Here is a 24,565-nt window from a genome sequence, read left to right on the forward strand (position 1 = left end):
CTTTTCTTTATTCACTATTTGGAGTGAGTTATGTCCAATTTCACCTCTAAGCTGTTCACGAAAGAGAACTTGCTGTCTCGTGATCGTGTAGGTGCAATGATATTTTTGATCCTGTGTTTGTGCTACGGCTACCAAACATCGCTGATCCCAATGTTTCCAGGTGACGAATACGAACCCTTCACCGCACGTACCTTGCCTACTATCTTAACGTTTGTCGGCGTTGGCCTCTCTATTTTACTGCTGATTACCGGCCAGCCAGACAAAAAAAATGCTGACGAGCAACGCTTCAACTGGAAACTACTCATTGGCTTTTTAGTCTTGATGGCTGGATACGGGTTGGGATTAACCTATCTGGGATTTGTACTCGCGACAAGCTTCTTCCTTTTGGCAGGGTTCTATCTGTTGGGCGAGCGTCGCAAAGCAGTATTGTTTGGCGCTTCATTCCCTTTTGTTATCGCATTTTATCTATTACTCACTCAAGGTTTGGAAATCTACCTTGAGCCCGGGCTCATCTTTACGATCTGGTAGGACACCATTATGTTAGACGGAATTTTACAAGGCCTTTCCACGGCCGTGATGCCAATGAACATCATGATGGTGATCGTTGGCTGTTTTGTCGGTACCTTTATCGGCATGCTCCCAGGACTCGGCCCGATTTCAGCTATCGCGCTGATGATCCCTATCACATACGGACTTGACCCTTCATCGGGACTCATTCTCATGGCAGGCGTGTATTATGGCGCCGTTTTTGGCGGTTCAACCTCCTCCATTTTGATTAATGCCCCTGGCTGTTCGTCGACAGTGGTCACTGCTTTCGATGGCTATCCTATGGCGCAAAAAGGTCAAGCGGGTAAAGCATTGGCGCTTGCTGCTTACTCCTCATTCACGGGTGGTACATTATCCGCCATTATGTTGCTGTTTGCTGCTCCAGCATTGGCAAAAGTCTCTCTGAGTTTTCAGTCTTCCGACTATTTTGCACTGATGCTGCTTGGTCTATCTGCCGTTGCAGCGTTCGCTGGCAAAGGCCAAGTGCTGAAAGCTTGGATGATGGTGGTACTCGGACTGATGCTGTCTACAGTGGGGATCGACAAAGGCGTTGGCGTTGAGCGTTTTACCTTTGGTCTGACTGATCTTATGGATGGTTTTAGCTTCCTGTTGCTCGCAATGGCGACATTTGCGCTTGGCGAAACCTTGATGGGTATCCTAAAGCCAGAACAAGATACACGCCAAGATGAACAGAATAAGCTCAGTGACATCGGTAGCATGAAAATTACCAAAGAAGAGGTCAAAGAAGTCGCGCCTGTTTCTATTCGCTCATCTATTCTTGGCTTCTTTACAGGCGTCCTTCCGGGTGCTGGTGCAACAATCGCTGCGTTTCTCTCATACGGTATGGAGCGTAACCTTGCGCCAAAAGAGAAACGTGAAGAGTTTGGTAAAGGCAGTATTCGCGGCTTAGTCGCTCCCGAATCGGCCAACAATGCTGCGTCTAGTGGCTCATTCGTTCCACTGCTAACACTCGGTATTCCGGGTTCAGGTACAACCGCAATTATGCTGGGTGCACTGATCGCTTATGGTATTCAACCTGGCCCACGATTGTTTGTAGAACACCCCGATGTCTTCTGGTCAGTCATCATTTCGATGTACTTTGGTAACATTGTGCTAGTGATTTTGAATCTACCTTTGATTCCTTATATCTCTAAGCTGTTAGCGGTTCCAAGAACCGTGCTGCTTCCAATGATTTTATTCTTCTCTATCACTGGTGTTTATCTCGTTTCATTCAACACTATGGATGTCTTTATCATGCTGTTGATTGCAATGGGTGCGATAGCACTAAGACTGGCTAACTTCCCGCTTGCCCCGCTACTACTCGGCTTTATACTTGGTGGCTTGATGGAAGAGAACCTTCGACGTGCGCTTATGATTAGTGATGGTGAACTAAGCTTCTTATGGGAGCGCCCTATTACGCTTACCTTTACTGTGTTGGCTGTGCTGGTGTTAATCGGGCCGTCCATTTTCTCGTTGATGAAGAAGTGGTTCCATCAGCCGAAGAAGGTTGAGTCTTAATAGTACGCTTCGCCAATGGAAACATAAGCGATGCGTAGCAAGCCCTTAGCTCCTCCCCTTTATAAGGGGAGGCTGGGAGGGGTGCTCTTTTGCTCTATAGCCTTTTTAAGTTACTAGTAAAGAGCCAAGAGCACCCCCTCTAACTCCCCCTTATAAAGGGGGAGAACTACAGGCTAGCGTCTATCGCCGCTTCGCCTGAGATTATATTACCGATGCATAGCGAGCCTATTACTAACAATGCCTCCGATAACAACGCTCCGGCCTACCCACCGACCCATAACTCACATCAGCCTCAAGCTCTCCAGTACCAACCAAAAACTCCAAATACCGCCTTGCCGTCGTTCGACTCGCACCAATGCTATCCCCTGCCTCATCCGCAGTAAAACGGCTATCTTGTTTAAACAGGCCGCGAATTTTCTCCAAGGTAACACCATCAATCCCTTTCGGCAGGCGTACTTCAGAATTGCTCTCCGCACTATTGTTCTGCTGCATCATTTCATCAACGAGGGATTGATTAAGATCGTCAGCATGATGAAGCTGCTCTGTACGTTTTTGATACTTTTTAAGCGCCGCCTCCAACCTTGGGAACATGACCGGCTTTAGTAGATAGTCGATCACACCACCGCGCATCGCATGCTGCAAGGTCTCGACATCTCGCGCAGCGGTAATCAAAATCACATCGCACTCTTGGTTAAGACTGCGAATATGACCAAGTATTTCAATCCCGGTGCCATCTGGTAAATATACATCCAGCATCACCAAGTCAGGTTCCAATACTTCAAGCTGCATCTCTGCTTCTAGTTTTGAGGTAGCAATACCTACGACCTCGAAACCGCCAATCTGCTCTAAATAGCGACGATGTAGCTCTGCGATCTTGAGATCGTCTTCTATTATCATGACTCGAGTAAAGTCATTCATACTAGTCCATCCTTCGGAATGTATACGGTAACACGGGTTCCCATGGTGTTGTTGTCTACCATCTCTAACTGCCCTTGATAACGCTCCGTCAGCTGTTTGACCAAAAACAAACCCACACCTCGATTTTGGGCTGATTTACTTGAAACTCCGCGGGTGGTTAAGGCATCAACATCAAGGTGCTGTGGCAGCCCACAGCCACTATCGGTAACCTCTAGGATGACTTCGTTACCAAAATCACTGACCGATACGTCGACTTTTGAGCGCTCTGCTCGCTGATTCGGGGTTTGCTTGATAGCAGATAAGCTTGCCTCAAACGCGTTGTCGATCAAGTTACCCAATATGGTCACCAGGTCGTCAGCATTGATGCTGTCAGCCAAAGGTTCCAATCGAGATTCTTCATCAACAGTCAACGTCAAACCTAACTCACGAGCTCGCTCGGTTTTGCCCAATAACATTCCTGCTATCAGAGGGTCTTTGACTGTCTCTCTTAAAAATTCTATTAGGGATTGATAGTGCGCAGTTTCTTGTCCAATTAGGTTTTGTACTGCATCCACTTCACCCATTTGCACCAAACCACTAATCGTATTGAGTTTGTTGCGATGTTCATGAGTTTGTGAGCGCAGCATCTCTGCATAAGCTTTGGTTTGCGACAGTTGGTCAGTCAGCTCACTAATTTCATCCCTGCGACGGAAACTTGAAACGGCGCCAACCACCTTATTCTCAACAACAATTGGGCTTCTATTTGCAACGATACGCTGTTGATTGAGATAGAGTTCTATGTCGTGATCCGCCTCTTGATTATCAATCAACGACTGGAGATCGGAATTAGGTAGCGCTTTACTCAGCGGTTGGTTAAGCACCTTCCCTTTATCCAACCCTAAGATGTCACAAGCACTGGTATTGATGGAACGCAGCACCCCATTAGTATCGATACTGATGACCCCTTCTTTAATGGTACTCATGGTCACATCGAGTTCACCATATAAGCGGCCTATCTCTTCCGGTTCAAAGCCGAGAATAGCTTTTTGAAAACGTCTGGAAATGAAGTACGAAACAATCGCATTGGCTATGAGCACTAATACCGCCATTCCTAATAAGAACAGCAAGTAAGGCTCAATGCGATCTTGCAGTCTATCTAACAAATAACCGACAGAAACTACACCAATAATGTTACCGTCTTGATCAAATACAGCCGCTTTGCCGCGAACGGATTTACCTAGCGAGCCTTCTGCAAAGGACACATACGACTGACCGTGAACCAGAGCCTGGTCGTTGTCGCCCCCTTTCATAGGCAGGCCAATACGCTCATCCACTGGGTGTATTAAACGGATGCCTTGCTTGTCACCAATCACAATAAACGCCGCGCCGATCATCTCAGTGAGGCCACGATAGCGATCTTGCATAAGCGAAGCCGTGTCGTACTCAATCATGTGGATAACAGCAGAAGACTGAGCAAGAAATGTCGCCACGCCTTTGGCCTTCAAGCCCACTTCCTGCTCTTGAGATTGTTTAATATAGCTAAAGCCTGCGAGCGTTAAGACAAGCAACTGCAACAATCCCGACACTGTCATGATGATCAGCATTCGGTATCGAAAACTTATCTGGTTCCATTTCATTTACACACTCCCCCAAACGGCAATGTAACAGTATTGCAATATGCCAGCATCCATACCGAGAGCGAACTGTGAACTGCCCAACTGTTTTGACATGGTTATCATTGTGTTGTCTATTTTTACATCAGTTTACACACTCGTGATGTTGCAATCGTGTTCATTCTGTAACCTGACTAAGATCACACCGTTTTTAGGTTAAATTTAGAACTCTTGACTACCTCTTTCGTATAGTATGAAAGGTGCCTCAGTACAAAGCAGAAGAACAAGCATGTATTTATGCCCAAGACTCTAATCATACTGGTTGGCGCAACAACAAAAACAATAAGCAATGAAGCAGTAGTACCCGTAACTAATAGCAATATTAGGTATCTGATAAGGGAATTATTATGGAACGTGACTGTTTTGGAATTTGCCTTGATAAGGCTTTGCTGTCGCAACACCGACGAGCCACCTTTACTCACGTAAGGGCTTATCAAACTGCCACCTCTTTGGAAGACGATTTGGAGCAAGACGTTGTCGTCTCGTTCTCATCGCCTCAAATGTCAGGCAACGAAGTACTTAAGGTGCTGAAACAATCAAAACACTTGTTGTGGCGAGCGGGCTATCTTTGCCCTTCTCATGACTAGTGTAGTAACGAGCATCTAACGGTAACTAACAACAATAGCTAGGTAAAAAGCAACATCTCCCCAGATGTTGCTTTTTTTTCGCCCCTTCAACACACATTAATAAATACTGAAAAACAAACACATAGATGCGTAGTTTTCGCCAAAGCATCTATAGTTAAGTTATTGCACACCATTTTATTAGAGCATATACTCTAGAAAGATTTTATAAACACCTGTTTGGAGCATTCATGAAGATCAAGTCCCTGCCATTGGTCATGGGCGTTTTACTAGGATCACTTTCATTTAGTACCGTAGCCGCAGAGGTCTCTTTTGATGAAGCATGGCAATTGCTTCAGCAGAACAACAACTCCCTAGCGGCTCAACGTGCTAATGTTGAGCGATATGGCCATTTAAAAGACGCTTCAAGCAGTCTCAACCTCCCTAAAGTAACGGTGGGAGCAAACTATACGCGCCTTGACCAAGACGTCACGCTGAGCGGCCAACAGTTCGCAGACAGTTTGAGTGGCGTACCTAATATTCCCATCCCTGGTTTGGGGCAGGCTCTTGGTAATTTGCTTGGTGGCGTGACTTCTACCCTAGAGCACAAAGACATTTTCAGTTCCTCTATTCGTGCTGTCTGGCCTATCTTCACCGGTGGTCGTATTACGGCTGCACAAACTGCGGCTGAAGGTAAACAAGAAGAAGCACAGAGCCAGCTCGCGATGGAAGTCCAAGCGCGATATGAAGATCTCAGTAAATACTATTTCAGTGTCATTTTGGCCAAAAACGTCGTCGATACACGTGTGGCGGTTGAAAAAGGGCTGACTAAGCATCGCGACTTTGCCCTAAAGATGGAAGAACAAGGACAAATCGCCCGAGTGGAGCGCCTCCAAGCAGAAGCTTCATTGGATAAAGCGGTCGTTGAGCGTAAAAAAGCCGAACATAGTCTAAACATTGCTCAAGCGGCATTGACTCAAGTACTTGGGCAAATCGAGAAAGTCGAACCACGTGATGAACTTTTCATTAACCGAACTTTGCCACCGCTGGATGCTTTTATCGACCAAACACTTGATACCTACCCTGGCCTTGCGATTCTCGATGCCAAAGAGAAGCAAGCCAGCAGCTTAATCAAAGCTGAAAAAGGTAAATACTACCCAGAAGTCTATGCGTACGGTGACTACAGTCTCTATCACGGTGACTCTTTAACTAGTCAGCTTAAACCTGATTGGCTGGTTGGCATTGGCGTCAGCGTGCCACTACTGGAAAACTCTGGCCGTAGCGAGCAAATGAAAGCAGCCGGTAGCGCCGTCTCTCAAGTACAGTTTTTGCGTAAGCAAGCTCGCCAAGATTTGAGCGTGTTGGTTGAAAAAACCTATCTTGAAGCACAGCAAGCCCTTGATGAAGTTCAAGGGCTAAATTCCAGCATCAAACTGGCGCAAGAAAATCTGAAGCTGCGTCAAAAAGCCTTCTCTCAAGGGCTAGGCCGCTCTCTCGATGTGGTTGATGCAGAGCTCTACTTGGCCAGTATCAAAACTCAACAAGACGCAGCGAGTTTTCAATATCTGCTGTCTTTAAACAAACTGCTCGCGCTTTCTAGCGAGATGAACAATTTCTCCAGCTACAAATACAACGCTATCACCCCTGCCCAATTACGATCTGAGGATGCATCATGAACAAGGTAAAACCCACTTTAGTTACACTAGGCACCGTTGCCGTTATTGGTTGGGTTGGCTATAAGTTTTTCGATGCTTACCAAGCCCCGGCAATGCATATTCAAGGCCTAATAGAGTCACAGCAATACAGCATTTCATCAAAAGTACCTGGTCGTATCGATGACGTACTCGTCCGAAAAGGTGACGATGTCACTGAAGGTCAGCTCATCTTCACTATCCACAGCCCGGAAATTGAAGCTAAGCTGGAACAAGCGGTTGCAGGCGAAAAAGCCGCTGGTGCTCTCGCAAAAGAAGCAGAAATTGGCGCGAGACAACAACAAATTAAAGCCGCAGAAGACCAATGGCGTAAAGCGAAGGCCGCTGCTTCGCTAATGGAAAAGACCTACCTTCGTGTTAACAACCTCTATAAAGATGGCGTTGTGGCCGAGCAAAAGCGTGATGAAGCGCTAACCCAATGGCAAGCAGCGAAATACACTGAAAGCGCAGCGTTTCAAATGTTCCAAATGACCAAAGAAGGCGCACGAGACGAAACCAAACTTGCAGCGGCAGAAAAAGCACGTATGGCGGCTGGCGCAGTTGCGGAAGTGGAAGCGTATGCTGCCGATACTAAAATCCACTCGTGGTTTGACGGTGAAGTTTCGCAAGTGCTCCTACATAGTGGTGAGCTTGCCCCGCAAGGTTTCCCTGTAGTGACTGTTATTGATACCAAAGATACTTGGGCTGTGCTCAATGTTCGTGAAGATGCGCTGCGCCAGTTTGAAAAAGGCAGCGAGTTTGACGCTTACGTCCCTGCTTTAGACGATACAATCACTTTTAAAGTCACTCATGTGGCAGTGATGGGCGATTTTGCAACTTGGCGTTCTACCGATGCCACGCAAGGGTTTGACCTTCGTACGTTTGAAGTAGAAGCTCGTCCGGTGGATGAGGCTCCGCTTCGAATGGGTATGAGCTTGGTTGTGGAACTATAGGAACAACTATGCCACAAGAATCATCCCATACTTCAGCTAAAACCCTAGAGCAAACTCACGCTCTAGGGAAGATAGCCACAAGGCGAAAGTTGGTCAAAAGCCATTTTCGGAGTCAGTGGCATCTACTTAGGCACGACAAATGGTTATTGTCGTGCCTTACTTGGCTGCCCATCGTTTTGTGTTTATCCATCTACTGGATATTCTCTCAAGGGATAGCACATAGCCTTCCTATTGGCGTTGTCGACCTTAGCCAAAGTACACTGTCACAAAGACTTGTCCGTAATTATGATGCGACGTCGATGTTAAGCGTCGATCATCAATACAGCGACATAGGCCAAGCCAAGACAGCAATGATAGACGGCGATATCTACGCCATTTTGTACATTCCACATGGCTTTGATAAGTCGGTAATGAAATCTATGCCGCCGCAAGTAACGCTGTTTTATAACAGTCAATATATCTTGGTTGGTCGGCTAATTAATTCTGCCGCACTGCAGGCGCAAGGGACATTCAACGCACAGGTCGAAGTGGTTAAAGCGCTTGCCAAAGGCAATACCACTAGCGCCGCTGCAGTGGGTAAAGCCGTTTCGGTAAGAACGCAAATCACGCCGCTGTTCAATAAAGGCATGAACTACGCTCAGTTCTTAGTGACGGCAATTGTGCCAGCCATTTGGCAAATCGCTATAGTCTCCTTTACGGTATTAGTGCTCAGTGCCAACTATCGAGTCGCCGGAATTAAACCTTGGCTTGGCGAAACCAAACTGGTTCGTCACCTTGCAGCGACACTGATGCCCTACTTTGTTTGGTTCTCTACGCTCGGGCTTGCCTTCTTGATTTGGTTCTATGACATCATTGGCTGGCCGATGGAAGGGAGCTGGATAGTGCTGATCATCGCGCAATTGGTCACAACGGTTGCTTGCATGATCATGGGCGCGCTGTTCTTTTTCCTTACCTGTGATGCGGCTCGTGCGATGAGCTTTGCGGGCGCGTTTACGGCACCTAGTTTTGCTTTTATGGGTATCACTTTTCCTGCCACTGACATGAGCCCACTGGCGTTGTTCTGGCGTGAGCTTCTACCCATCAGCCACTATATTGAGGTTCAAGTAAGCCAAGCAAGCTACGGCGTACATGCTGCTCAATCTCTGGTGCATCTGGCTCCAATGTTGGGCTATGTACTACCTCTTGCGCTTACCGTGTTACTGATCAAAAAGCATCTCAGTAAGGAGTTGTCAGCATGACATTACTGGAGCACATCAAGCTCGAACTTCGCGCTATTTTAACCAATCCAGTCGTGGTATTGACTGTGTTCGGTGGCGTGATTTTTTACTCGTTCCTATACCCACTTCCCTACAGCCACCAAACGCCGCGTGAGCAGCCTATCTCAGTGGTCAACCTCGATAAAAGCCAAACCAGTTACCAGCTTGAACGAATGGTAGACGCTACTCCGAACGTCCATGTCGTCCAGCGTGACTACACAATAGAAGCCGCTAAACAGGCCTTTCTAAAAGGTGAAATTACTGGCTTTTTGGTGATCCCCGAGCACTTTTATAAAAATTTGATGCTCGGTAAAAGCCCTGTGCTGGCCTACGCTGGTGACGCGTCACTCTTCCTAGTTTACGGGACGGTTGTTGAAGGTTTGGCACAAGCCGGCGGTACGTTGGCCGCCAAAGCTAAGGTCTCTAAATTACTTATTGATGGTGTGCCGCTCGAACTGGCTAGTGAGCAATATTCGGCAACTAAGCTGAATTCTAAGCCCACGTTCAACCCTCGGATGGGATATGTCGATTACGTCGTGCCTGCGGTATTTGTCCTAATTCTTCAACAAACACTGGCTATGGCATCGGGTTTGGTTGGCGGTACACAGCGCCAAGGTAAAGGATATTGGAGCCTACGCCCTGTATTGAGCGTCGTCTTAGTGCGAACTTTAGTGCTCACCGCTATCTATTACTTGCTTGGTATGTTTTATTTCGGTGCCAGCTTCGATATGTACGGGATCAGTAAGCTCGCCAACCCGTTTGAAATGCTGACGTTGATGCTACCTTTCTTTTTGACGTCTTGCTTTATCGGCATTTTTCTTGGTGCCATCACGCCAAGGCGAGAGCTGGTTACCGTGCTGGTACTCATCAGCTCGATGCCTCTTATCTTCTCTGCGGGCTTTATATGGCCAGTAGAAATGTTACCTGTACCGATGCAGTGGTTTGCAGCATTATTCCCTACTCAGGCTGCTATCAGTGGCTTTTTGAAGCTAAATCAAATGGGTGCCGAATGGTACCAGATTCGAGAGCATTGGAATCATCTGTGGTTACTAGCTGCGGTTTGGGGTGCACTCGCCACTTACTGCTTTAGTAAGTACCGTAGCCAACCTACTGGCTAAGATAAAATAGTGACAATAACAAAAGGGGTCAGCGCATATAGCGCTGACCCCTTTTTGATTTTTATCGCTTATTGACTCTGTAGTTTATTGATTTAGAAACTTAGCTACGCGCCAACTCCACTTTTTCTTCTTTCTCACCTGCAGCTGGGTCATTGAATTTCTCAAGATCCAATGCACCTTCTGACTTAGCAACAATACAAGTTACTGCACTGTCACCAGTGATATTTACAGCAGTACGAATCATATCAAGTAGACGGTCAACACCCATGATTAGTGCAATACCTTCAAGCGGCAGACCGACTTGGTTAAGTACCATAGCTAGCATGATAAGACCTACGCCAGGGACACCTGCAGTACCGATTGATGCTAGCGTTGCCGTTAGAATCACTGTCAGGTAATCACCCATAGTTAGATCGATGTTGAATGCCTGAGCAATAAATGCAGTCGCAACACCTTGCATGATAGCCGTACCATCCATGTTGATGGTCGCGCCAAGAGGAATGGTGAAAGACGATACTTTATTGTCTACACCCAAACGGTTTTGCGCAGTTTCCATCGTCACAGGGATGGTTGCGTTTGATGATGCGGTCGAGAACGCAAACATCACCGCATCTTCCATCTTCTTAAGGAAGGTGATTGGGCTTAGTCCAGTGAAAGACTTAAGCATCACGCTGTAAGTAACCAAACCATGTAGCAGTAGTGTCGCTGTAAGCACTAGGAAGTACTCAGCTAGATTTAAAATGGCACCCAAGCCAAGACCTGTGAACAATTTTGCCATTAGGAAGAACACACCGTATGGGGCGATATTCATCAATAGCGCAACAAGCTTCATGATAACGTCATTCAGGTCGCGGAATGTCGCAGCAATGCGCTCACCTGGCTCACCAGCTGCACTGATCGCGATACCGAATAGCACGGCAAACACGATAACTTGAAGGGTCTTACCTTCAGCCATTGCGCTGATTGGGTTCGTTGGGAACATATCAATGATGACTTGACCCAGCGATGGCGCTTCTGTCGCCGCAAATGAACTTGCTGCAGTTAGGTCAGCGCCCGCACCTGGCTGGAATACCGTGCCCATAGTCAATGCCAGTGTAATGGCAACTGCTGTGGTAGCGACGTAGAATAGAACTGTCTTTCCACCTAAACGGCCTAGAGTGGTGACATCTTTAAGAGAGCTGGTGCCGCATACAAGCGATACGAAAACCAGTGGAACAACGAGCATTTTCAAGCTGGCGATAAAGACTTGACCACCAACCTCAAAAAGGCCGTTTACAATGTAAGCGTCTACAAATCCGTTCTCAGCAAATAGACCTCGAATAGCGAAGCCCGTCAAAATACCTGCAACCATACCGATAATCACGCGACTCGTCAGTGACATTGGTTTCTTGGCATTAGTCATAATTACTCCTTTTTTTATATTGCTTGTTGATGGAGACATCAAAAGCCGGAGCAGATTAGCAGTACCCTTTAGGCGATTAGAATCACAAATTTGTTTTCCGATCACACGACGTGACACAGATCACCAAACTTGTTATAAAACGCAAGCCACAACCAACATAAAACCCACAAAATGGTCACACGATAAGTTAAAATACAACTTTTGATAACTTATTGAGCATTATATTCTTTTCATCTTCAGATAAGTTTTATTTATAACTAAAGATTATGTAAAAATTGAATGTCAGCCAAAACGAAAAGGCCAGCATTAAATGCTGGCCTTGTTAGCTACATAGACGTTTATACTATTGTGCCTTTATCGACTCTAACTTGATATCAAAGATAACCGCAGTTTCCGCTGGAACCGTCGGGTGAGCGTCTTCTTGGTACGCAAGATGCGCGGGTACGTAAAGGCGCCAAGTCGCTCCAACTGGCATTTCTTTGAGTGCGACAATCCACGCAACAGGCGCTTGATGCAGCATGACACTCATCGGCTCAGGAAGATGAGCTGACCCATCCACCTGCTGACCATTCAAAAGCCAAGTTTTATGACGAATAAGGAACTGGCTGCTAGGATCAGATTCTTGTCGCTCTCCACCCTCATCAATGATCTCAATTTGAATGCCAGAGCTGTGAATCGTCACTTGTTCACGGGCGGCGTTACGCTCAAAGAATGTTGCTTCAAACTGTTGTTTTTGCTCAATATGCTCAGCTTGCGCTCGTTTGCGTTGCTCTTCCATTTCCTTTTTCAGCGCTTCCGCTTCACTAGGGTCAAAAGGCCATGGCTTTTGCATAAACGATTCCATGATCGCTTCTTGAATGATCTTGATGTTCATTTTTGGAAATGATTTTTGAGCAAGCTCTTTAGCAATTTCTCGGCCGTAGATATAGCTTACTTTTTGTTCTAGTGTTTCGATTTCCATAACAACCTCTTGGATTCTGGTTATGGGGTTATGATACGTATCAACCCAGAAAAGAAAAGTATGTTACGGATACTCGAAATCATCAGAAAAAGCTAAGAGCCACAATGGACCCTTAATGATTTACGCTGTTTGAGATTCAGATGCACCTGACTCGGTTTGCTCATTCACATCAATGGACTCGATGATTGGCAGGGTTTGAGCAACGTACTCACCTGGTGCCGCACCCAGAACTGGATAGTCATCATTGCCTACTGGGAATGGGTCAACTTGTTCTTCTGGAATGTATTGAGCAAGCCACTCATTCCAGTGTAACCACCAAGACCCTTTGTGATGATCGGCATTATTAATCCACTCTTCCGCTGACTCATCCAGCGTTGAGTTTGTCCAAAAGCCATACTTCTCTTTTTTGGGATGATTAACGATACCGGCGATATGCCCTGACTCACCAAGCACAAAAGTCTTGTTGCCACCCATTTTCAAAGCACCGCGATACGTGCCTTGCCACAGAGCAATATGGTCTTCTTTTGTAGAGATGAAATAGCTTGGAATACGAATCTTATCTAGGTCAATCCAAACACCGCCAATTTTAACCCCTTTGTCTGCAATCAACTTATTCTCTAAGTACAGCTGGCGTAGTAAGAAGTTGTGCGTAGCTGCAGCAACGTTCGTACTATCACTGTTCCAGTACAACAAATCAAAATCGACTGGGCTATTTCCCTTGAGATAGTTATCAACGTAGTAATTCCAGTACAAACTGTTCTCACGCAGTAGACTGAAGGTCACACTCAATGAGCGGCCGTCCATGTAACCCAGAGAATTATTCTGAAGTTCTATCGCACGAATAATAGTATCGTTGATGTAGGCACCGACTTCACCAGGCTGGCTGAAGTCTAGTAACGTCGTAAAGAAAGACGCTGATACAATGCGCTTCTTCATACGTTTAGCGGCATAGTAAGCCACGGTAGACGCCAACACCGTGCCACCAATACAGTAGCCCGCAGCATTGATCTGATCTTTACCTGTAATCGACTCAATCGCCGCTACCGCTTTGACAACCCCTTCCGTCACATAGTCGCCAAATTCTACTTTAGCTTGTGATGGACCAGGGTTTCGCCAAGACATCATAAACACCGAATGACCTTGCTCTAGAAGCCATTTCACCATCGAGTTTTTCTCACGAAGATCGAGGATGTAATACTTATTAATGAACGGCGGAACGATCAGTAGCGGTGTTGCATTCACCTTTTCAGTCAGCGGGCGGTATTGAATAAGCTCAAACAACTCATTTTTAAATACCACATCTCCAGACGTGTTCGCGACATGCTCACCAACCTGGAACGCTTCTGTATTCGTCATGCGAATTTTCAGTACATCCGCGCTCGCTTCCATGTCCTCCTGAAACTGCTGTAAACCTGCAAGCAAGTTTTCACCGTTTTGCTCAAGCGTAAGCTTTAGAAGCTCTGGGTTGGTTGCGATAAAGTTGGTTGGCGATAGTGCGTTTAAAGTTTGACGGGAGAAGAACGTGAGACGCTCTTTGATTTTCTCGTCCACACCTTCAACGGAGTTGATAGTGTCGAGGTACGTTTTACTGAATAAAACGTAAGACTGTTTGATGAAGTTGTAAAACGCTTCTTCTTTCCACGCGTCGTCTTGGAATCGACGATCGCCTTTTTCAACGTCAACAACTTGTTCTTTACTGGATTGCAGCGCGACACGCTGCCATATTTCGAGTTGCTGCATCCACCACTTGGTTTGCATATCCAACATAGCGGCGGGTTGCTTGGATGCCTTGTCCATAAACTCTGCAGTGTCCTCAGCATTGAGTTCCTGCATCGCTTTTGTCAGAGGGCTATTTACGGCTGCCTTGCCTTGCTCGAAGTCTTTCCACCATTGCTGGTTGCTCTCCTGCAGTTTCACAAGGTAGTCCGAAAAGAAGTTTTGGAACATAGCTAAAACCCTTTTCTTGGAAACAAAAAAAGGTTGCGGGAACGAGTGCCCCCGCAACCCTCTATCTATATAGGTACTGAATCTACCTAAAACTGATATTAAGCCGGTGTGCTCGCTTTAACAGCGTCAGTAGTGATAGTTTCTAGGTCTTCTTTGAACTCTTTTGCTACTTGCTGAAGCTTGTTGCTGTCATCCATCATTTGTTGTGACAGACGAGACATCGTGTTCAGTTGCTGGCTGTTGAAAACCGCCAGAGATGAAACATCTTTAATTTCTGTTGCCGCTTTCATTTGGCTAACACCCAACTCGCTGTATGCACGCATAGCATTTAGTTGAAGTTCAGTGAGTGTTTCAACATTTTTTGTCATGAGCTTGTTGAACTTTGCGTAAGGTTCAAACGTTTTTTCAGACTGCTCGTTGATTACTTTGAAAATATCCGTGTACATAATCATTTCTCCTAAGAAATATACATTCCAGTTTCTAGATCAAATCTATCCCAGTTAGTTGGGCTTCCGACAACACAATTAACAGCGCTTAACAACGACTGCAGTTCCCATGCCACCACCAATACATAAAGAGGCGACACCTAGATCTTTATTTTCTCGTAGCATCTCGTGAATCAAAGTCACGATGATGCGGTTACCTGAAGCACCCAGAGGATGCCCTAACGCAATCGCGCCCCCATTTGGGTTTGCACGTTGCAAAATTGACTCTGCACAAACGCCGTGTTCAGAGGCTAAGTTACGAATAACACCAAGGGCTTGTGCCGCAAATGCTTCGTTTAGCTCAAACACATTCACATCAGAAATTGTCAGCTCAGCTTTGGCTAATGCACTGGTCACCGCTTGCACCGGACCTAAGCCCATCACTTGAGGATCTAGACCTGTTTGAGCACTCGCCAGCAGTTCGCAAAGTGGTGTCAAACCCAAACGATTTACCGCAGATTCTGACGCTACAACCAGAGCACTTGCACCATCATTGATCCCAGATGCATTACCAGCGGTCACTGACCCTTCACGGTCAAATGCAGGTCTTAGCTTGGCAAGACCTTCCATTGTTGCATCCAATTTTGGATACTCATCCGTAGCAAACTCAACCACATTACGACGGACTTTGACTTCTACAGGGACAATCTCTTGTTCAAACTTACCCGCTTCGATAGCTGCGACTGCTTTTTGCTGACTGCTTAGCGCATAAGCGTCTTGATCATCGCGTGATATATCGACTTGCTTTGCGATGTTCTCTGCCGTCACACCCATGTGATAAGCATTGAAAACATCCGTCAAACCATCCGAGACCAACAGGTCTTTTGCAGTCATGTCACCCATTTTGTGACCACTGCGCGCTGTCGGCGGCATCGCAAAAGGTATTTGTGACATCACTTCAACACCCGCCGCAACAACCACATCGGCTTCACCAGCTTTAATATGAGAAGCAGCATCCATTAAGGTTTTCATTCCACTGCCGCACACCATATTTAACGTATAAGCTGGAACTTGTGCCGGAATACCTGCTTTAATTGAAGCTTGACGACCAATGCCCATTCCTTGATTTGCACTGACCACATTACCAACAATAACTTCATCAATGTCTTCGACTGATATCGCGGTTGACTCCAGTGCGCCTTTTATTGCCGCCGCCGCTAAGTCACCTGCTGATATATTTTTAAGGGTACCGCCAAAACTACCAATTGCAGTTCGTTTTGCTGCAACTATAAATACTTTTTCCATTGTTATCCCTTATTAGCCTTACGCCATGTATAAGCCGCCATTAATAGCGATTGTTTCACCCGTAATATAACCCGCTTCTTCACTTGCCAAATAAGCAACTGATGCGGCAATTTCTTCTGGTTTAGCTAAACGCTTTAATGGAATAGTACTCTTAATTGAATCCAATACTTCTTCACGCATAGCTTCAACCATAGGAGTACCTGTATAACCAGGAGCCACAACATTCGCGGTCACACCAGAACGAGCACCTTCCGCAGCCAAAGCTTTAGTAAAACCAATCATGCCCGCTTTCGCTGCGGCATAGTTGGTCTGACCAAACTGACCTTTTTGTCCGTTGACAGATGAAATGTTAATGACACGACCATTACCTTTTTCGCACATGGCCGCAAAGAGAGGTTGTGTAACGTTAAACACGCTATTTAGGTTGGTATTGATGACATCAAACCAGCTGTCTGAGGTCATTTTTTTGAACTGGCCATCGCGAGTAATACCGGCATTGTTTACAACAAGGTCAAAAGTACCTTCTTCTTGTTGCAGCAATCCTAGTTTTTCCTTGCACTCCTCGGTATTCGTCACATCGAGTTCGAACAAACGAACCTGATCTTCTGTAAAGCCTTTTTCATCAAACCAGCGCTTAGCACACTCATAGTTCCCTGTGCTGTACGTTGCAATGAGACGATAATCTTGCTGAACAAGTTTCGAAGAGATAGCAGAACCAATTCCGCCTTTTGATCCCGTAATTATTGCGAGCTTTTTCATTGGTGACTCCATTCCTAGCAACTAGCTTTATTAGCTATTTTTTTAAAATTATAAATAAGACGACTTAGTACGCTTTTTTACTTAGCTGAGCTGACTTTTATTATTGAAATTACATAGCTTTTATTACGATTTAAGTTTTAAATATAAATTTAAAGGAATCTTAATATTTCACCATCGAATATTTAAGTAACACGCCATAAAGTTGATCGCCATCACAAATGATAATGTAACTGACAACAAACAATGTAAACAAACATTAAAATCATCCACAACAACGCAACCCACTGATTTGGCGAATTAATTTATTTAATCGACACTTCTATAAATAAATTCTAACAATCAAATGCGCACTAAAAAAGTGCACTCACTTGTGAATTAAGTATCAACATAATAGCGTATTTTTGAATGCTAACTATCAGTTAATTTTATTAACTCCCTGAAATGCCACAGTATTAAAATAGAGCCAATAATTTAATACATCACACAATCGCAACATTAGTTAACATAAAAACAACACCCACCCCATAACAAGTCGCAATACGTCTCATTGTGGTGCTTTGCAAAATAACGTGAGCAAATTCACCCACAAAAGGCAAGGTCAATCAGAGAGGAAACTTTAGAGGATAGTCGCAATTACAAATATGTACAGAGATTGGCCATCTACACGTCAAGGTAGATAACCAATTCTTTTGGAGAACCACAGATAGTAGTTGTGACCGATGGTCACTAAATGTCCAACAAACGCATTTGAGCTTGATTGAGTCTTAGTGCTGTATGCGGTAGCAACCATTTCTTTTGATCTTGCTGTTGAATGCCGTCACGTGAGACATAAAGGCCGTGTAGCACCCGTCTTCTAGTACCGACATGGTTTATGGGAGGGATGCTACTTTTCTCTTAAACCACTAATAAAAAAGGAAAAAGAGCATAAGAGCACCCCCTCTAGCTCCCCCTTATAAAGGGGGAGAACTACTTGGCTCGCTACGCATCGCCCTATGTTTCAATTAAACGTCCCAATACGTCCTTTCTAAACCCTAAACTGCCCCACCACATCATCCAAACTCTGGCAACGCTGCTCAAGGCCAACGCAAGACGCTTCCGCACGCTTAATAATCTCTGCCATTTTATGGCTGTCTTCAGCGATTTTTTGAATACTCGCGTTTAGCTCACCACTTACCGAAGTTTGTTGCGATGCCGCCGTGGCAATGTGCGTGTTCATCTCGTTGATAATGCCGACAGAGCTTGAGATCTCGCCTAGAGCAGTCGACGCGCTTTGTACCAATGAAATTGTTTTCTCGCTCGTTGAACGGCTGGATTCCATGGCATGAACCACAACGCTGGTACCTTCTTGAAGCCGCTCAATCATAGTTTGAATATCACCGGTACTTTCTTGAGTTTTACTCGCCAAAGAGCGAACTTCGTCAGCTACTACCGCAAACCCACGTCCCTGTTCACCTGCACGTGCGGCCTCAATTGCAGCGTTAAGCGCAAGCAAGTTGGTTTGTTCGGCAATACCACGGATAACATCAAGCACAGAGACAATATTGGTCACATCTTGATTCAGTCGTTGAACACTTTCTTCAGCAGCAGAAATTTCTGTTGCTAGCCCTTGAATAGAAGTTACCGTATCACCTATACCCTGATTCGCCACAGCGGCTTCTTCAGAGCTTCTGTCCGTCGCCTGTGCGGCTTCTTGAGCATTTTGACTGACGTTCTCACTGGTCACACGCATTTCGTTAATGGCAGTCGCCACCATGTCACTTTCTTGCTGCTGAGATTGAGAAGATTCGGTGATTTCAGACGCTAGCTTAATTAAATCTTGAGTTTGTTGTCTGACTTGCGAGGTAGACTCAATGACCTCCGTCACGGTAGTTTGAATTTTGCCTACAAACAGGTTAAATGACTGACCCAATCGGCCGATTTCATCAAAGGAAGTCACATCAACACGACGTGTCAGGTCGCCTTCGCCTGAGGCTATATCAGCCATTGATTGCTCAAGACGCTGGATTGGGCTCACGATCAAACGCGTCACCCAAGCGGCCAGTGCCAGTGCAATCACAATCGCCACTAGTGTACCCACTTCAATAGCAAATTCAGCTTCTTTGACCGCTTTATCGCTATCAACGCGAGCTTGATCTTGGAGCCTCTCCATTTCATCAAGAATGACTTTCAAGTCACTTCGCATAGTCGTGAACAAGTCTACCAATCGACCTTTATCTTGAGAGAAAGCTGCCATAGACTGCTCATGATCAGCAAACATCGCTTCATAGCCGGCAACAAACTGCCTAGTGTTGCTCAGCAGCGTGTCCAAGTACGGCTGGAAACGTGAATCAAGAATACCTTGATCGATAAGCTGCTGAACAATTTCAACCCTTGGCACTGCGTTGTAAGCATTATCTTCAAATTCGAACTTTTGCTTATCAAACTCAACAGGGTCGCCATTAGCTACTAGCATCGCATAACTTGCGCCCACAACTTGGTAGTAGTCACGATAAGCATCTTCTAACGAGTTCATGACTGGGGTGATCTGGTCGTTGAGCTGATCATTTATTGCGGCTTGCTTGTTAAACAACAACACGTTGTAAACTGCGAGACCACTGAATATCACCGCCATTAACAGCACGGGCAACAGCATTTTTAGCCTTAGGCTGGTATTATCAAACCATTGCATACATTACTCCAATTATTAGACTTAACTTTATTTTTATTTCTCTGTTATCGCCTAATAATTGACGACCTTTAGAACATAGCGTGCCCTATGTTAGATTAGTCGCACTTATTTATGAAAACATAAGGATAATCCGACAACTAACCGTCTGATTTATAAATAGCTCTCATTGAATGTTTCATTTTCGTTACACCCTACAATGCGCTAAACTGAAACCTGTTTGCGGTTATTACAAGGATGTTGGGTTATGCCAGACCGTCGTTCAGACACCTCTCAATCCCTACGAAAGATTCTAATATCAGGTGGTTGCGCCATTATGGTGCTGCTCGCAATTTTCTTCTACATCGAACGCTCATTTGATCAAACCAAACAGCAACTCATCGAGCTCCAAAAAGATGTACTAAAAGCGGCAAACTCAATGCTTATGATGCGCCGTCATGAGAAGGACTTTATTGCGCGAGTTGAAAATCAATATGTCGAAAAAATGGAGTCTGAGTACCAAAGCATTCTGTCCCAAATTGGACAAATCAATACAGGAGTGATGGAATCTGGCATCAACATTGATTACAACGGACAACAAGCACTCGCCAATGTAGACGCGTATACCCAACGATTTTTCATACTCGGAGAGTTAGTGGTAGTCATTCATGGCGCAGACCAAGGACAAGGTCTGATTACGCATTTTAAAGATAAGGTTCTTGCGCTCGAACACGCGCTCATTCGCGCCAATTCAAATAACGTCGACCAGATAGCACTTGTCACTAAAGACCTTATGTATCAGTTCTTCAGCGATCTTGACCCTAGCATTTTACCGCGCATCGATCGCAATCTCGCACAGCTTCAGCAAGCGATTACTCAAGAGCAGCTAGACTTTGAAACCTTTAGCCAATTTCAAGAATTCCGACTTGCCTTTTACGCGTTGCAAAGTGCCTATGAAGAGTTTGGCTACACACATCAGCAAGGCGAACTTGGCAAACTAAGAGCCACCATCCACCAGTTGGAGCAATCACTCAATAGCTTGTTTAATGATTTACCGCCATTAATTACGGCCAAGCTCAGCGACTATGAATCCTATCGCATCCTGTCGGCGATTGCTTTGGTCACCGCTATAATCTTAGTCCTTCTTAGTGTTACGCAGCGAGTGACTGCACTTGAGAAGCAACTCATCCAAGCACGTAAGGACGAAGCGCAAGCTAGCAAGGCGAAGAGCGCCTTTCTTGCCAATATGTCCCATGAAATTCGTACTCCGCTTAACGGCATATTGGGAATGACAGAGATACTTTCTGATACTAAGTTATCCGCTAGCCAAAAGGACTACCTAGAGACCATTAACGCGTCTTCACAAACTCTGTTGATGTTGATTAATGACATTCTCGATCTATCCAAAATTGAATCTGGGCACCTTGAGGTTTGCCCTCACACCACAGCCATCAAAGAAACTATTTATGATACTGCCGCTCTTATAGCTCCCAAAGCGCAGAAAAAGTCACTGGATATCATTATCGACATAGACCCAGACGTGCCTGATTACGTTCAAGCGGATGAGCAAAAGGTGCGTCAGACCCTGATGAATCTGGCATCCAACGCAATCAAGTTTACCGATACTGGGAGCATCTCCTTTGCGTTAAAAGCCATTCAATCCAGTGACACTGAGGTCTCCATCGGTTTTAGCGTCAAAGACACTGGCATTGGTATTGACCTAGAAAAGCAGCGCCACGTATTCGAAGAGTTCAAGCAAGAAGATGCAGATACGTCTAAGCACTATGGTGGAACCGGTCTGGGTCTCGCCATCTGTGCAAAAATGGTTGAGATGATGGGCGGCGAGATTGAGCTTCAATCTAAGAAAGGTTCTGGTAGCCAGTTTAGTTTCACATTGACTTTCAAGCGTGATGACCATGAAGTTAAAAACGAAGATAGTTTGAGCATCGCCTATATTTCTCAAAAGCCGAGTTCCTTACTTACTAACGAGTTACAACGCTTTGGTTGTAACTTAATTCAACTCTCCGATGTACGCGACGAACTCTTCCATCTCAGCACAACAACCATCATTATTTCAGATGACGCACAACATCTTGCTGGGCTACAAAAAGCAGGTGCCCCTTGTCGTTTAGTGTTGCTGCGTGATAATAAGCAAGGGCAAGAAAACTCAGATATCAACGTCGATGGCTACCTGACCGTCCCGCTTTTCGGCAAAAGGATGATGAACACGCTTCGACAGATTGCAGCCGACTCCAGGGAAAACGTTAGTTCTAACAAATGTACCAGCGACAACGCTGATGATTGTAGTACAACCGTTGTTACTACCGCCGCCGAGAGTGAGAACACTTCAGCGGCTGACACATCAACAGAAAACAATGAAGAGCTAAACAGACGCCACTTCAAAATTTTGGTGGTTGAAGATAATAAGGTGAATCAGCAAATTGTCAGCCTTAATTTAAAGAAGTTGTCTATTGACTTTGTCATTGCTAATAATGGACAAGAAGCCGTCGATATTTATCAGCATCAACACGACTCTATTGGCCTTATCCTTATGGACTGCATGATGCCTGTACTGGACGGTTTTGAAGCAACGAAAGCCATTCGAGATTATGAAAAGAGTGAGGGAATTAAACAGACTCACATCATCGCACTGACCGCATCCGTACTCGACGATGACATTAAACGATGTTACGACAGTGGTATGGATGACTATCTGCCTAAACCATTTAAGCGCGATATCCTTATGGAAAAGCTCGATGCTCGTATTCAAGCCTCTTAAAACTTAATTAAGATGCTTGAATACCTAAAGTAGGCACAATCGTTAAAACTAAAAAGGGAGGCGAACATCGCCTCCCTTGCCGTTTACTAGTAGGTCACTATGCACCAATCACGCCACCATCTTTACGTGTAATCATCACCACCGATGAACGCGGCACTGCATTCCCACCTTCAGGGAAATGCGAAGGCGCTAGATCTTCACCTGGGTGCTGAACGCCAACAAACATGGTTTTGTAGTCGGGCGAGAAGGTCAAGCCAGTGATCTCACACGCAATAGGCCCGGTTAAGAAACGGCGGATTTCGCCCGTCGCTGGATCGCTACACAACATTTGGTTGTTACCCATACCTGCAAAGTCACCTTTGTTTGAGTACTTACCATCTGTTTGTATCCACAAACGACCTGATTTATCAAAACCAATGCCGTCTGGGCTGTTAAACATGTTGTCTTTGTTGATGTTGTCCGTGCCTGCCATCAAGCCAGACTTGTGGACTTCTGGATTACCCGCAATCACATAAATGTCCCACTCAAAGGTATCTGACGTATGATTCCCTGCTGTAGGGTTCCAGCGGACAATATGCCCATAAGGATTTTTTTCTCGCGGGTTAACCGCATTGATCGGCTGCGACTCTTTAACACCACGATATTTGTTGTTGGTAAGTGTACAGAACACTGACAGATTGTCAGGGTGGACGGTTACCCACTCTGGGCGATCCATTGTCGTCGCACCGACTTGCGTTGCAGCCATACGAGCAAAAACCATTACTGACGCCGCATCCGGAAAGCCATTCTCTGGCGTTAAGCCATTTTTGCCCCAAGTCAGTTCAAGCCACTGACCTTTACCTTTGAGTTCACCTTGCGTGCCTTCAAACTTAGCAACATACAATGTGCCCTCTTCCAATAGGTCACGATTCGATTCTGCACCTTCAACATACTTATTCTTAGAAACGAACTTGTATAGGTGCTCGCCGCGTTCATCATCACCCAGATACACCACAACATGGCCATCACCGTTGACAGTTAGCGCCGCATTTTCATGCTTAAATCGGCCTAGTGCACTGCGTTTTTTCGGTGTTGAATTAGGATTCATCGGATCAATTTCAACAACCCAACCGTGACGGTGAGGTTCATTTGGCTCTTTGCCCATGTCAAAACGAGCATCGTGCTTGTACCAATCGTAACCACGATCTTTCGTGTTTAGCCCATAACGTGCATAGCTTTCACCAAGCTCCGTGCCTTTAGTATCGGCAAAATAACCATTGAAGTTTTCTTCACAAGTAAGGTATGTACCCCATGGCGTTTGGCCATTCGCACAGTTGTTAAATGTACCTAGAATCTTCTTGCCTGATTTGTCTGCGCTTGTCTTTAGTAAGTCATGACCCGCGGCAACGCCTGTCATTTCCATCTCAGTATACGCGGTCACGCGTCGGTTAAGACGCCCGTCTAGGTTTACTTGCCACTGACCAAAGTTCTTTTTAAGTTCAATGACAGATACGCCGTGTGCTGCTTGCGCTTTGCGAGCATCATCGGCAGTAATACTTTTACCTTGGTGAGGATACAAATATTCGTTATTGGTGTACTCGTTATTGACCACCAACACTGCGCGATCATTATCAATTAAGAAAAATGTCATGCCATCATTGTTGTCACCAAACTGCATTTCTTGTGCTTTGGAGTCATTGTTCTGACTGAATGCAGGCGCGCCATTTTTAATCGCATCTCCCCATGAAATAAGCACGTTCGCTTGGTAACCTTCTGGAACCGTGACAGCGTCTGAAGTTGAAATCGGAATAGCATCAAAACCCATCAAAGCAGACGACGCTGGTTTTACACTTGCTACCGCTTGACTTAAAGGCGTAGCAGCAAAAAAACCAACGGTGGTAGCCGCTCCAGTCCCTTTTAGAAAACCTCGGCGCGACATCGCTGCATCGACAAACTTATTAAATTCTGGTTCTTGATCGAGTGGACGCTGATCATCGTCGTAATTAAATTGGCTCACGTTGACTTCCTTTTATACTAAACTTCGTAACTGGTCAGTTACTGTAATAATTTACGCACAATAATGATCCAGAGTCATGACAAACGCGTTACATTTCGTTGGCAAATAGATGTCAGTAACGTATTTTTATAC

General features: G+C 45.4%; 18 protein-coding genes. 8 read left to right on the forward strand and 10 right to left on the reverse strand.

Annotated features, from left to right (window positions below):
* The first annotated feature begins 30 nt into the window (after positions 1 to 30).
* Positions 31 to 528 (forward strand): tripartite tricarboxylate transporter TctB family protein, encoded by a 498-nt coding sequence (locus PG915_RS09275; RefSeq protein WP_353496270.1) that lies wholly within the window; start codon positions 31 to 33, stop codon positions 526 to 528.
* A 9-nt stretch (positions 529 to 537) separates the two neighbouring features.
* Positions 538 to 2,064: a tripartite tricarboxylate transporter permease gene (locus PG915_RS09280; protein ID WP_353496271.1), complete on the forward strand. Its 1,527-nt coding sequence runs from the start codon at positions 538 to 540 to the stop codon at positions 2,062 to 2,064.
* A gap of 231 nt (positions 2,065 to 2,295) precedes the next feature.
* On the opposite strand, the gene PG915_RS09285 is transcribed toward PG915_RS09280, so the two are convergent.
* Both PG915_RS09285 and PG915_RS09290 read right to left on the reverse strand, forming a co-directional pair.
* A complete protein-coding gene (locus PG915_RS09285; RefSeq protein WP_353496272.1) occupies positions 2,296 to 2,982 on the reverse strand; it encodes a response regulator in 687 nt (228 codons plus the stop codon).
* On the reverse strand, positions 2,979 to 4,598 hold the full coding sequence (locus PG915_RS09290; RefSeq protein ID WP_353496273.1) for a sensor histidine kinase: 1,620 nt from the start codon (positions 4,596 to 4,598) through the stop codon (positions 2,979 to 2,981). Before PG915_RS09290 ends, PG915_RS09285 begins: the two co-directional genes overlap by 4 nt.
* A gap of 383 nt (positions 4,599 to 4,981) precedes the next feature.
* On the opposite strand from PG915_RS09290, the gene PG915_RS09295 reads away from it, so the two are divergent.
* The 5 genes from PG915_RS09295 to PG915_RS09315 all read left to right on the forward strand — a co-directional run bounded on the left by PG915_RS09295 (position 4,982) and on the right by PG915_RS09315 (position 10,215).
* Entirely contained in the window at positions 4,982 to 5,221 is a 240-nt protein-coding gene (locus PG915_RS09295) for a cation transporter (protein ID WP_353496274.1), read from the forward strand.
* 254 nt (positions 5,222 to 5,475) lie between these two features.
* Positions 5,476 to 6,873, forward strand: coding sequence for a TolC family protein (locus tag PG915_RS09300; protein WP_418642278.1), 1,398 nt, complete (start codon positions 5,476 to 5,478; stop codon positions 6,871 to 6,873).
* On the forward strand, positions 6,870 to 7,841 hold the full coding sequence (locus PG915_RS09305; RefSeq protein ID WP_353496276.1) for an HlyD family secretion protein: 972 nt from the start codon (positions 6,870 to 6,872) through the stop codon (positions 7,839 to 7,841). The genes PG915_RS09300 and PG915_RS09305 overlap by 4 nt, the downstream gene beginning before the upstream one ends.
* Positions 7,842 to 7,849: 8 nt before the next feature.
* Positions 7,850 to 9,079, forward strand: a complete 1,230-nt coding sequence (locus tag PG915_RS09310) for an ABC transporter permease (protein ID WP_353496277.1) — start codon at positions 7,850 to 7,852, stop codon at positions 9,077 to 9,079.
* Positions 9,076 to 10,215 carry an ABC transporter permease gene (locus tag PG915_RS09315; protein ID WP_353496278.1) on the forward strand — a complete coding sequence of 380 codons (1,140 nt, stop codon included), beginning with the start codon at positions 9,076 to 9,078 and terminating at the stop codon, positions 10,213 to 10,215. The genes PG915_RS09310 and PG915_RS09315 overlap by 4 nt, the downstream gene beginning before the upstream one ends.
* 100 nt (positions 10,216 to 10,315) lie before the next feature.
* Here PG915_RS09315 and PG915_RS09320 read toward each other — a convergent pair whose 3' ends face one another.
* From PG915_RS09320 to PG915_RS09350, 7 genes are all read right to left on the reverse strand, one after another.
* Entirely contained in the window at positions 10,316 to 11,617 is a 1,302-nt protein-coding gene (locus PG915_RS09320; RefSeq protein ID WP_042499845.1) for a dicarboxylate/amino acid:cation symporter, read from the reverse strand.
* Between the two features lie 343 nt (positions 11,618 to 11,960).
* Complete coding sequence (locus tag PG915_RS09325) at positions 11,961 to 12,578, reverse strand: FKBP-type peptidyl-prolyl cis-trans isomerase N-terminal domain-containing protein (RefSeq protein ID WP_353496279.1); 618 nt, start codon at positions 12,576 to 12,578, stop codon at positions 11,961 to 11,963.
* Positions 12,579 to 12,698: 120 nt separating this feature from the next.
* On the reverse strand, positions 12,699 to 14,525 hold the full coding sequence (gene phaC / locus PG915_RS09330) for a class I poly(R)-hydroxyalkanoic acid synthase (RefSeq protein WP_353496280.1): 1,827 nt from the start codon (positions 14,523 to 14,525) through the stop codon (positions 12,699 to 12,701).
* Between the two features lie 98 nt (positions 14,526 to 14,623).
* The gene (locus PG915_RS09335) at positions 14,624 to 14,971 is read right to left on the reverse strand and encodes a phasin family protein (protein ID WP_353496281.1); all 348 of its coding nucleotides are present in this window, start codon (positions 14,969 to 14,971) and stop codon (positions 14,624 to 14,626) included.
* A gap of 78 nt (positions 14,972 to 15,049) precedes the next feature.
* Entirely contained in the window at positions 15,050 to 16,255 is a 1,206-nt protein-coding gene (locus tag PG915_RS09340) for an acetyl-CoA C-acetyltransferase (RefSeq protein WP_353496282.1), read from the reverse strand.
* Between the two features lie 18 nt (positions 16,256 to 16,273).
* Complete coding sequence (locus PG915_RS09345) at positions 16,274 to 17,014, reverse strand: SDR family oxidoreductase (protein WP_112460850.1); 741 nt, start codon at positions 17,012 to 17,014, stop codon at positions 16,274 to 16,276.
* A 1,024-nt stretch (positions 17,015 to 18,038) separates the two neighbouring features.
* Positions 18,039 to 19,682, reverse strand: coding sequence for a methyl-accepting chemotaxis protein (locus PG915_RS09350; RefSeq protein ID WP_353496283.1), 1,644 nt, complete (start codon positions 19,680 to 19,682; stop codon positions 18,039 to 18,041).
* 244 nt (positions 19,683 to 19,926) lie between these two features.
* Between PG915_RS09350 and PG915_RS09355 the strand changes: the two genes are divergently transcribed.
* A complete protein-coding gene (locus tag PG915_RS09355; RefSeq protein WP_353496284.1) occupies positions 19,927 to 22,437 on the forward strand; it encodes a hybrid sensor histidine kinase/response regulator in 2,511 nt (836 codons plus the stop codon).
* Positions 22,438 to 22,534: 97 nt separating this feature from the next.
* Here PG915_RS09355 and PG915_RS09360 read toward each other — a convergent pair whose 3' ends face one another.
* Positions 22,535 to 24,355 carry a PhoX family protein gene (locus tag PG915_RS09360; RefSeq protein ID WP_353498697.1) on the reverse strand — a complete coding sequence of 607 codons (1,821 nt, stop codon included), beginning with the start codon at positions 24,353 to 24,355 and terminating at the stop codon, positions 22,535 to 22,537.
* Between the last annotated feature and the right edge of the window lie 210 nt (positions 24,356 to 24,565).

The organism is Vibrio sp. CB1-14, assembly GCF_040412085.2.
GTDB classification, from domain to species: Bacteria; Pseudomonadota; Gammaproteobacteria; order Enterobacterales; family Vibrionaceae; genus Vibrio; species Vibrio chaetopteri.